Below are 9,606 nucleotides of genomic sequence, written 5' to 3' on the forward strand. Positions count from 1 at the left end.
CCCCGACCGACTTCAAGGAAACCCTTTCATGACCGAAGCCATCCGTTACGAAAAAGGTCAGGACCAGATCGTCGTCCTGACCATCGACATGCCGGGCCAGAGCGCCAACACCATGAACGCGGACTACCGCGAAGCCATGGCCGCGTGTGTCGCCCGACTGGTTGCCGACAAAGACACTATCGCCGGCGTGATCATCACCTCGGCCAAGAAAACCTTCTTCGCCGGCGGCGACCTCAACGAACTGATCAAGGTCGGCAAGCCCGAAGCCAAAGCCTTTTACGACATGGTGCTGACACTCAAAGGGCAACTGCGCACCCTTGAGACCCTCGGTAAACCGGTGGTCGCCGCGATCAACGGCGCCGCGTTGGGTGGCGGTTGGGAAATCTGCCTGGCGTGCCATCACCGGGTTGCGCTGGACGATTCTTCGGTGCAACTCGGTCTGCCGGAAGTCACCCTCGGCCTGTTGCCGGGCGGCGGCGGGGTGGTGCGCATGGTGCGAATGCTCGGTATTGAAAAAGCCTTGCCCTATCTGCTCGAAGGCAAGAAGGTCCGGCCGCAACAGGCGTTGCGGGCAGGTTTGATTGATGAGTTGGCGGCGGATCGTGACGAACTGCTGGCCAAGGCGCGCGCCTGGATTATTGCCCATCCTGCGGCTGTGCAGCGCTGGGACGTGAAGGGTTACCAGATTCCCGGTGGCACGCCGTCGAACCCGAAAGTCGCGCAAATGCTGGCCATCGCGCCGTCGATCCTGCGCAGCAAAACCCAGGGCTGCCTGCCCGCGCCAGAGAAAATCCTCTGCGCGGCGGTAGAGGGTGCTCAGGTGGATTTCGACACCGCGCACTTGATCGAAACCCGTTACTTCACCGAATTGACCACCGGCCAAGTGTCGAAAAACCTGATTGGCACGTTCTGGTTCCAGCTCAACGAAATCAATGCCGGTGGCTCGCGGCCCCAAGGCTTTGCGCCCTACGTGACGCGTCGCGTGGGTGTGCTGGGTGCCGGCATGATGGGCGCCGGAATCGCCTTTGTCAGCGCATCGGCCGGCATCGAGGTGGTGCTCAAGGACATCAATCTTGCGGCGGCACAGAAGGGCAAGGCTCATTCGGCAGCGCTGCTGGACAAGAAGGTTGCGCGTGGCCAATTGAATGCCGATCAACGCGATGCAACGCTGGCGCGAATTCACCCCACTGAAAGCGACGCTGACCTGGCCGGTTGTGATCTGATCATTGAAGCGGTGTTTGAAGATCGCGATTTGAAAGCCAGCGTCTCTTCGGCGGCGCAAAAGATCGTTGGCCCGGAGGCGGTGATTGCATCCAACACGTCGACCTTGCCCATCAGCGGCCTCGCGACTGCGGTGCCGGATCAGAGCAAGTTCATCGGCCTGCATTTCTTCAGCCCCGTGGAGAAAATGCCCTTGGTAGAAATCATCAAAGGCACCCACACCAGCGACGAAACCCTGGCGCGCGGGTTCGATTTCGTACAGCAAATCAAGAAAACGCCGATTGTGGTCAACGACAGTCGCGGTTTCTTCACCTCGCGGGTGTTCGGCACCTTCACCAACGAAGGCATCGCCATGCTGGGCGAGGGCGTCAGTGCGCCGATGATCGAGACCGAAGCGCGCAAGGCCGGCATGCCGATCGGACCTCTGGCGATCTCCGACGAAGTTTCCCTCAGCCTGATGAGCCATATCCGCCAGCAAACCGCGAAAGACCTGCGAGCAGAAGGGAAACCGCTGATTGAGCACCCGGCATTCGCCGTGATTGACTTGCTGCTCAAGGAATACAAGCGTTCGGGTAAGGCGGCTGGTGGTGGTTTCTACGATTATCCGGCCCGTGGGCAGAAACATCTGTGGCCAGAGCTGAAAAGCCTTTTCGAGAAGGCTGACGGGCAGATTTCGCCGAAGGACGTGCGTGATCGGCTGCTGTTCGTGCAAGCCATCGAAACCGTGCGTTGTGTGGAGGAGGGCGTAGTGACCTCGACGGCGGACGCCAATGTCGGCTCGATTTTCGGGATCGGTTTCGCCGCCTGGACTGGCGGTGCGCTGCAGTTCATCAACCAATACGGTGTGAAAGATTTCGTCGCCCGCGCCCAGTACCTGGCGGAGCAGTATGGCGAGCGATTCGCGCCCCCTGCGCTATTGCTGGAGAAAGCGGCCAAAGGGGAGGCGTTCTAGGGGACGGATGACGCATTCCGGGGCTTGCCTTGCCACTGTGTTTCAAGGCAGGCTCTGGGGTGTGCATTATTCCCATCACGTGTCAGGTATTTTTTATGTCGTTACGCATCTGCATTCTGGAAACCGACATCCTGCGTCCGGAACTGGTCGATCAATATCAGGGTTACGGGCAGATGTTCCAGCGTCTGTTTTCGCAGCAACCCATCGCTGCCGAGTTCACCGTGTACAACGTGATGCAGGGCGAGTATCCCAGCGATGATCTGACCTTCGATGCCTACCTGGTCACCGGCAGCAAGGCCGATTCCTTCGGCACCGACCCGTGGATTGAAACTCTCAAGGCTTACCTGCTGACCCGCTACGAGCGTGGCGACAAACTGCTGGGCGTGTGCTTCGGCCATCAACTGCTGGCGCTGCTGCTGGGCGGCAAGAGCGAACGCGCGACCCAAGGCTGGGGCGTCGGCACCCACAAGTACAAACTCGCCGCCAAGGCGCCGTGGATGAACCCGGTGAGGGAAGAACTGACCTTGTTGATCAGCCATCAGGATCAGGTCACCGCGCTACCGGAAAACGCTACGGTCATCGCTTCCAGCGATTTCTGCCCATTTGCCGCGTACCACATCAACGATCAGGTGCTGTGCTTCCAGGGGCATCCGGAGTTCATTCACGATTACTCGCGTGCCTTGTTGGATATTCGTCAGGAAGCGTTGGGCGAGCAGATTTACTCGAAAGGGATGGCGAGCCTAGAGCATGACCATCACGGCACAACTGTTGCGGAGTGGATGATGCGGTTTGTTGCGCACAAGCCTGCATCCGGGTCGATTTAAAGGGCTGACAAAGAACCTGTGGCGAGGGAGCTTGCTCCCGTTGGACTGCGCAGCAGTCCCCTCTTTTTTGGGCCGCTACGCGACCCAGCGGGAGCAAGCTCCCTCGCCACAACGCTTGTCACAACCACCCGGATTTTTTGAAGCTCGCCCATAAACCCACACAACCGACCGCAATAAACCCCAACACCCCGAAATACCCGTAATGCCAACTCAACTCCGGCATGTTCTGGAAGTTCATCCCGTAAATCCCCGCCACCGCCGTCGGGAACGCCAGAATCGCCGCCCACGCCGCAAACTTGCGCTGCACCACGCTTTGGCGTGACGCCTCCAGCAATACCCCGACTTCGATGGTCTGGCTGGCAATGTCCGCCAGGGTCGTCAGGTCTTCCATCTGCCGCGTCACGTGGATCTGCACATCGCGAAAGTACGGGCGCATGTTCTTGTCGATGAACGGGAAGTTGAGCTTTTGCAGTTCCTCGCCAATCTCTACCATCGGCGCCGCATAACGACGCAAACGCAAAACATCCCGGCGCAGACTATGGAGTTTTTGAATGTCGCGCTCGTTCAGGGAACCGCACATGACGTTGCGTTCCAGCTCATCGATCTCTGCGTGGATCGCCTCGCCCATTGGCTGGTAGTTTTCGATCACGAAGTCGAGGATGGCATAGAGTACGAAATCTTCCCCGTGCTCCAGCAACAGCGGACGCGCCTCACAGCGCTGTCGGACATAGGCGTAGGAAGCGGAGTGGCCGTTGCGTGCGGTAATGATGTAACCGTTGCCGGCAAAGATATGCGTTTCGATGAACTGCAGTTTGCCTTCATGGCGGATCGGCGAATACGTGACGATGAACAGCGCGTCGCCGAAGGTTTCCAGTTTTGGTCGACTGTGTTTTTCCAAGGCGTCTTCGATGGCCAGTTCGTGCAGGTTGAACTGGCGTTGCAGATTGAAAAGTTCTTGAGCGTTGGGCTCTTCAAGGCCGATCCAGACAAAGTGGCCAGGCTTTGCAGCCCAGGCAGCGCCTTCGTCGAGGGTGATATTGGTGACTTTCTTACCGGCGCTATAAACCGCAGCAGCAACAACTCTACCCATGATAGTGATTCACTTCTTATTGGCAGCTTTCAATTAGCAATGATTGCAGTGGCAGGCAGTCTCCAGCTTAGCCCTGTCTGCTGTTTGAGAGTCAGTGAAATCTGTTGAGTTCGCAGGCAAAAGCTCGCAGGCAAAAGAAAACCCGCACCAGGCGGGTTTCTTTTAAGCGGCTTGCAGTTGCCGATCCATCGAAGCGATGCACTCGCGCATCTGCTCGCGGCACTGAGCAATCAGCAGCGGCATATCGTCCAGGCTCAATCCAGCCGTAGGAATCGCCGGTAACGAGCGGATCAGAATCTTCCCACTGCGCCAACGGTTCAATCGCATGTGTTTAACGTAACTGCTGACACACACCGGAACTATCGGCACCCCGGCGGCAATGGCCATCTGAAAGGCGCCTTTCTTGAACGGCAGCAACTCTTCACCCAGGTTGCGCGTGCCTTCCGGGAAGACCCAGATCGAAGTGTCTTCATTCTGCAGCGTGTGAGTCGTGGTCAGCATCGACTGGCGCGCTTTCTGCGCATTGCCGCGATCGATCAGCACATTGCCCGCCAGCCAGAACAACTGACCGAACAGCGGCACCCACTTCAGACTCTTCTTGCCGATACATACGGTGCGGCGGGGCACCACGTTACCGAACACAAACAGATCGTAGTTGGACTGGTGGTTGGCGATGATCACGCAGCTGTCGGGCTTATCCAGCAGCGGTCCGACCTCGGCCTTCACCCGCAAACGCAAAATGCACATCGCCGGCCATGCATAAAGGCGCGCGCACAATCGGCTGTTGTCCGGGTTGAACGGTCGGCACAGGCCGAGAATTACCCCAAGCACACCGGCCAGAATAAAGTGCAGGCCCATCAATAACATACGAAACACAAACAACATTTACAGGCCCCACCGGGACAAAAGGTGGCGCAGTGTACGGATGTGCACTGTTTTCGGCAATTGCCACTATAGAGGTAGGAGATAGGCGATGTTTGAGCGCATGTTTCCGACTTATGGGGCAGATGCGATCTAGAGCGGTTGTCGGCTTTTCAACGGAGCACGTAAGAAAAAGCCCGACACGACGGTCGGGCTTTTCCGTGCAGCACGTTTGGGTTTAAACCGAAAAATCCTGATCCAGGATAATCGCGTTGTCCAGCCTCTCCAGCAGCGCCTTGCGCACTTTTAGCTTGGTGTTCTTGTGAGCGATCATGTTGATCTTCTTCAACTGACGAGCTGCCGCCAGCGCCGCGCCTTGCAGCTCTTCGGCCGATACCACCAGGTCAAAGAACCCGGCATCCACGGCACTTTGCGGATTAAACATCTCAGCGTTGATCACCGCGCGGTGGAACGCCGACTTGCGCAGACGATCACGCGCCAGCTCGATACCGGCGTGGTGCATGGTCATGCCGATCTGCACTTCGTTTAAACCAATGGTGAACGGGCCGTCGACACCAATGCGGTAATCCACCGACAACAGCAGGAACGCGCCCTTGGCCACCGCATGCCCAGGGCACGCGACGATCACCGGGAACGGGTGCGACAACAGACGACGAGCCAGGGTCGAACCGGCAGTCACCAGCGCCACGGCTTCTTTAGGGCCGGAGGTCATCACCTTCAAGTCATAACCGCCCGACAGCATCCCCGGCGTACCGGTAATGATCACCACCGCACGATCAGTCACCGCCTGATCCAGCGCAGCGTTAAACGCAGCAATCACGTCCGGAGAGATGGCATTGACCTTGCCATTGCTCAAGGTCAGGGTCGCGATACCGTCTTCGAGATGGTAGGAAATCAACTCACTCATGACGCTATTCCTTTCAATAAAGTAGCGCAGACGTTACCCACCGCCGCAGGCCAGGTAAAGCGCCATGACTGACCGCCCAGTCACCCTTTCCCCGCCCGGCAAGCGTGGCCCGCCACGCCAACCGCGCATTCCCCTCTATATAGAGGAAGTCGCGAAGCCGGAGATTGGCGGGTTTGCCATGGACTGGAACCTGCTCGAACGACTGAAACGCTAAGCGCATGAAAATTCTGCAAAAAAAGTTTGCCATCGGAAAAGCTTTCGACTACATTAGCGCGCCTCGACAGACAGAACTTGTTTGACGAGATACGGTGAAGTGTCCGAGTGGCTTAAGGAGCACGCCTGGAAAGTGTGTATACAAGAAATTGTATCGAGAGTTCGAATCTCTCCTTCACCGCCAAATTCGATGTAACCAGAACCCCTGATTTCGAAAGAAGTCAGGGGTTTTGTGGTTTCTGGCGTCTGGATTTTGTGGATGGCAATGTTATTGATCCACGCTCATCTCCCTCGTGCCGCCGCCACCGTATCTAGACTAAGCGCCAGGTGCCTTGAGTAATCATCCCCAGGCCATGAAAAAGGAAATTTAATGATCACCACCACAACCCACTCCATCGAAGGCCGACAAATCACCGCCTATCTGGACATCGTCAGTGCTGAGTCGGTGCAGGGGGTAAACGTTATCCGCGATTTGTTCGCCGGGATGCGGGATTTTTTCGGTGGGCGCTCTCAGACACTGGAGCGGGCGCTGAAGGAGGCACGGATTCAGGCGACCGACGAGTTGAAGGAAAGGGCGCGGGCAATTCAGGCGGATGCAGTGGTAGGGCTTGATTATGAGATCAGCATGCCGGCCGGGAAGGGTGGGATGGTGGTGGTGTTCGTGACCGGGACGGCGGTCAAGTTGAGGTGAATGTGTCACGAGGCCGTTCGTCGGGCACGCAACAAACCGAACTACAAGTCCGGTAATGACTGGCTAGTCTCAAAAGCGTTGAAGGTCGATATTTTTCAGGCAAATAGGGCTTGCCGGTGTCGACCCTTTTTTGAGAGGGGAAAGGTATGGCTGATTCGTATATCGAAGACGACGGATCTGAGTTTCCGATCAATAGTTGCGTGCAGTGTGGTCAAGCGGAGTATATGGCGGGCTTTGGTGAAAACCGGGTCCGGGTCGCCAAATTGAAATCCAAGGTGCCCCGATCCGAAAAGGCGAATTTCTTGCCCAAGAGGATGCCGTCTTCCAGGAAGTAACCGTCAACCGGATAGCCCCCGCCATTGAGCGGGGTTTTTATTTTCACAAAATCGGCTGTTGCGATTTTGACTACAGCTACAAAACCCGCTGTTGGTATTTTTTTTCACAAACTTTTCACACCTACCTACGTAGTCTCAACTCATCCGTTAGAAAGCAGTACCTGGCCCGTTCCCCAGCGGGCTTTTTTTTGCCTGTCGTAAAACCTTTTCTGAAAACGCTGTCCAACCGTCGCCTATTGCGAGGTTGTACCCGTGCGTGTCTGGACTTTGTCTCCTCTAAAGCATTCAATCTCGCCCCTTTCGGTTACCCCTTTTTTTGAGGTTTTTGTCATGCGTTTAACACTGCCTGCTTTGGTTCTGGGGCTTTTGGTTGCTCAAGGTGCGATGGCTGCGGGTGATGGCACTGCCGCCATCGGCGGTGGTTTGGGTGGCGCGCTGGGTAATGTGGTCGGTCAGAGCATGGGCGGCAGCACCGGTGCAGCGATTGGTGCAGGTGTCGCGGGCGCGGCTGGCAGTGCTGTTGCAGCACGCAAAGGCAGCCGCACTAAAGCCGCCATCGGTGGTGGTGTCGGCGCGGCCGGCGGTTCGGTGATCGGCAACAGCCTGGGCGGCAAGACCGGTTCCACCATTGGCGCAGGCTTGGGCGGCGCATTGGGCGGCGGCGTGGGCAGCAACCTGGCAAAAGGTCACAAGCGTCACTGATCCTCGTCGATCTGTTCAAAAGCCCGGCTTGATGCCGGGCTTTCTGTATCTGGATATTTCTTCTTCGCGCTCTTTGAATTAATAGCTGTCCAACGATCAGCGCTGGTGTGATGAAAAAGCTAGACTCACGCCATCCGTAACGCGTTCTCTTACCCCCGATACGGAATTTAGAGGTTCATATCATGCGTTTGACATTGTCCACGTTGGTTCTGGGACTTTTGGTCGCTCAAGGTGCAATGGCCGCCGGTGACGGCACCGCTGCAGTTGGCGGTGGTATTGGCGGTGCGCTAGGTAACGTGGTCGGCCAGCAAATGGGCGGCAGCACGGGTGCCGCGATTGGCGCCGGTGTAGGCGGTGCGGCAGGTAGCGCGGTCGGCGCCAACAAAGGCAGTCGCACAGAAGCGGCTATTGGTGGTGGTCTGGGATCGGCCGGTGGCTCGGTGATCGGCAATAGCCTGGGCGGCAAGACCGGTTCGACCATTGGCGCAGGCCTGGGTGGCGCGGCGGGTGGGGCGGTAGGCAACAACTTGGGTAACGATAGCGGCAGTTCGCACTCCGGTAGCGGCCACAACCATAAGCATAAAAACAAGCACAAGAACAAACATCACTGATTCGACATCGAGCTACAGAAGAAACCCGGCCCCGCGCCGGGTTTTTCACGTCTGGGAGTAGGACTCTGGAACGTTTGGTCGTGGGCCGCCTCGAACTTCATACACCCCCAATTGTTGTGAGGCATGCCATGACTCCTGAAACCGAAGGCAAGGAAGAAAAAGGCCCGAGCGGGCTTCCGTTCATTAACGATCCAGGAAACGAAGACCCAGGCTCACTGATGGATGACGCAACAGTCCCGCTCAATGATTCCGATGATGCGGGCGACGTCGGAAATATTGAGTTCGAAGACGAGGAAGTGGACGAAGACGAAGATTGAGCCTGCTGTGCGACGGACGCGACCGATCGTCTCTCTGATCGAACGCAATGCGCGGCACCATCCTCGAAATTTCAGGGCCTGCTTTTCAGGCCCACGCGAGGTGCTTTATGAACGCTGATCCGAAAGACTCCGACATTGACGATACCCCCGAATATCCGCTGCCTTCACCAACCGACTCCCTGAGTCGTGATCAACGTCCGCCTGATGACGACACCGCTGTCGAGCAGTTGCCGTCGGATGAAGTGAAACGCGGGGACGTTGAAGGTCACCCTCACGACCCTGACATTGCCGATGAAGATGGCTCAAACGAACCGAGCTGAACATACGCGGTGGCACAGCACCGCTCGTCAATTGTGCGGCACCTTTAAAAAGCGATGACGGCCAGAAATCAGGTACGCACCTTTTAAAGGAGAGACACCATGATCAGCTCAAAATTGACCGCCCTGACGGTGATCGGCGTGTTGTCGGCCGGCTCAATGTCGGCGTTTGCCCAGTCCTCCGGCACCGATGCACCTGTGAATAAGAGCGGGATGCCGCCGTACTCTGAAATGAACGCGGGCTCCGCGGATGAGAAGGCGCTGCCGTCTGGCGCCATTGAAGGTGGGAATGGTGGTGATGCAAGTGGAAGTAGCACCAGCCCGAAGACCGAAAGTGGGGGGATGAATGGTGGCGGTTCGATGGGGAGCGGTTCTGGGGGTGGGTCTGGAGGATCCGGTAGTTCTGGGATGAGTGGCAGTGGGAGTGGTGGGAGTTCTGGGGCTGCGGGAGGAGGTACGGGTGGTGCTGGTGGTGGTACGAGTGGTTCGGGTAGTTAGTCCGAATTCTTACGGGAACATGAGCCCAGTTCTAACTGGGCTTTTT

General features: G+C 57.3%; 11 protein-coding genes and 1 tRNA gene. 9 read left to right on the forward strand and 3 right to left on the reverse strand.

The features are described 5' to 3' along the window. The first annotated feature begins 28 nt into the window (after positions 1 to 28). Positions 29 to 2,173 carry a 3-hydroxyacyl-CoA dehydrogenase NAD-binding domain-containing protein gene (locus ACQ4OB_RS16370; RefSeq protein WP_430956051.1) on the forward strand — a complete coding sequence of 715 codons (2,145 nt, stop codon included), beginning with the start codon at positions 29 to 31 and terminating at the stop codon, positions 2,171 to 2,173. Positions 2,174 to 2,268: 95 nt separating this feature from the next. After that, positions 2,269 to 2,997: an amidotransferase gene (locus ACQ4OB_RS16375; RefSeq protein WP_102614613.1), complete on the forward strand. Its 729-nt coding sequence runs from the start codon at positions 2,269 to 2,271 to the stop codon at positions 2,995 to 2,997. Between the two features lie 118 nt (positions 2,998 to 3,115). On the opposite strand, the gene ACQ4OB_RS16380 is transcribed toward ACQ4OB_RS16375, so the two are convergent. The 3 genes from ACQ4OB_RS16380 to ACQ4OB_RS16390 all read right to left on the reverse strand — a co-directional run bounded on the left by ACQ4OB_RS16380 (position 3,116) and on the right by ACQ4OB_RS16390 (position 5,876). After that, on the reverse strand, positions 3,116 to 4,087 hold the full coding sequence (locus ACQ4OB_RS16380; protein WP_074874866.1) for a magnesium and cobalt transport protein CorA: 972 nt from the start codon (positions 4,085 to 4,087) through the stop codon (positions 3,116 to 3,118). Positions 4,088 to 4,249: 162 nt separating this feature from the next. Then, on the reverse strand, positions 4,250 to 4,972 hold the full coding sequence (locus ACQ4OB_RS16385) for a 1-acylglycerol-3-phosphate O-acyltransferase (protein WP_076030304.1): 723 nt from the start codon (positions 4,970 to 4,972) through the stop codon (positions 4,250 to 4,252). A 214-nt stretch (positions 4,973 to 5,186) separates the two neighbouring features. Continuing rightward, a complete protein-coding gene (locus ACQ4OB_RS16390; protein ID WP_074874870.1) occupies positions 5,187 to 5,876 on the reverse strand; it encodes a crotonase/enoyl-CoA hydratase family protein in 690 nt (229 codons plus the stop codon). Positions 5,877 to 5,940: 64 nt separating this feature from the next. Between ACQ4OB_RS16390 and ACQ4OB_RS16395 the strand changes: the two genes are divergently transcribed. The 7 genes from ACQ4OB_RS16395 (at position 5,941) to ACQ4OB_RS16425 (ending at position 9,065) form a co-directional block, all read left to right on the forward strand. Continuing rightward, the gene (locus ACQ4OB_RS16395; protein ID WP_156886736.1) at positions 5,941 to 6,090 is read left to right on the forward strand and encodes a hypothetical protein; all 150 of its coding nucleotides are present in this window, start codon (positions 5,941 to 5,943) and stop codon (positions 6,088 to 6,090) included. A gap of 93 nt (positions 6,091 to 6,183) precedes the next feature. Beyond that, a tRNA-Ser gene (locus ACQ4OB_RS16400) sits at positions 6,184 to 6,273 on the forward strand. A 186-nt stretch (positions 6,274 to 6,459) separates the two neighbouring features. Then, on the forward strand, positions 6,460 to 6,780 hold the full coding sequence (locus tag ACQ4OB_RS16405) for a YbjQ family protein (RefSeq protein ID WP_074874964.1): 321 nt from the start codon (positions 6,460 to 6,462) through the stop codon (positions 6,778 to 6,780). 665 nt (positions 6,781 to 7,445) lie between these two features. Then, a complete protein-coding gene (locus ACQ4OB_RS16410) occupies positions 7,446 to 7,817 on the forward strand; it encodes a hypothetical protein (protein ID WP_059404653.1) in 372 nt (123 codons plus the stop codon). Between the two features lie 182 nt (positions 7,818 to 7,999). Further along, positions 8,000 to 8,428 carry a glycine zipper domain-containing protein gene (locus ACQ4OB_RS16415; RefSeq protein WP_074874968.1) on the forward strand — a complete coding sequence of 143 codons (429 nt, stop codon included), beginning with the start codon at positions 8,000 to 8,002 and terminating at the stop codon, positions 8,426 to 8,428. 128 nt (positions 8,429 to 8,556) lie between these two features. Then, positions 8,557 to 8,745, forward strand: coding sequence for a hypothetical protein (locus ACQ4OB_RS16420; protein ID WP_074874970.1), 189 nt, complete (start codon positions 8,557 to 8,559; stop codon positions 8,743 to 8,745). A 107-nt stretch (positions 8,746 to 8,852) separates the two neighbouring features. Next, positions 8,853 to 9,065 carry a hypothetical protein gene (locus tag ACQ4OB_RS16425; protein WP_074874971.1) on the forward strand — a complete coding sequence of 71 codons (213 nt, stop codon included), beginning with the start codon at positions 8,853 to 8,855 and terminating at the stop codon, positions 9,063 to 9,065. Positions 9,066 to 9,606: the final 541 nt, after the last annotated feature.

The sequence above is a fragment of the Pseudomonas sp. ES4 genome, assembly GCF_050586665.1.
In the GTDB taxonomy this organism is placed as follows: domain Bacteria; phylum Pseudomonadota; class Gammaproteobacteria; order Pseudomonadales; family Pseudomonadaceae; genus Aquipseudomonas; species Aquipseudomonas frederiksbergensis.

Excerpts from the sequence above, each read along its gene's own strand:
- ACQ4OB_RS16375 (WP_102614613.1), top strand. The coding sequence starts at position 2,269 with ATGTCGTTACGCATCTGCATTCTGGAAACCGACATCCTGCGTCCGGAA.
- ACQ4OB_RS16395 (WP_156886736.1), top strand. The coding sequence starts at position 5,941 with ATGACTGACCGCCCAGTCACCCTTTCCCCGCCCGGCAAGCGTGGCCCG.
- ACQ4OB_RS16370 (WP_430956051.1), top strand. The coding sequence starts at position 29 with ATGACCGAAGCCATCCGTTACGAAAAAGGTCAGGACCAGATCGTCGTC.
- ACQ4OB_RS16380 (WP_074874866.1), bottom strand. The coding sequence starts at position 4,087 with ATGGGTAGAGTTGTTGCTGCTGCGGTTTATAGCGCCGGTAAGAAAGTC.
- ACQ4OB_RS16415 (WP_074874968.1), top strand. The coding sequence starts at position 8,000 with ATGCGTTTGACATTGTCCACGTTGGTTCTGGGACTTTTGGTCGCTCAA.
- ACQ4OB_RS16410 (WP_059404653.1), top strand. The coding sequence starts at position 7,446 with ATGCGTTTAACACTGCCTGCTTTGGTTCTGGGGCTTTTGGTTGCTCAA.
- ACQ4OB_RS16405 (WP_074874964.1), top strand. The coding sequence starts at position 6,460 with ATGATCACCACCACAACCCACTCCATCGAAGGCCGACAAATCACCGCC.
- ACQ4OB_RS16385 (WP_076030304.1), bottom strand. The coding sequence starts at position 4,972 with ATGTTGTTTGTGTTTCGTATGTTATTGATGGGCCTGCACTTTATTCTG.
- ACQ4OB_RS16390 (WP_074874870.1), bottom strand. The coding sequence starts at position 5,876 with ATGAGTGAGTTGATTTCCTACCATCTCGAAGACGGTATCGCGACCCTG.
- ACQ4OB_RS16425 (WP_074874971.1), top strand. The coding sequence starts at position 8,853 with ATGAACGCTGATCCGAAAGACTCCGACATTGACGATACCCCCGAATAT.
- ACQ4OB_RS16420 (WP_074874970.1), top strand. The coding sequence starts at position 8,557 with ATGACTCCTGAAACCGAAGGCAAGGAAGAAAAAGGCCCGAGCGGGCTT.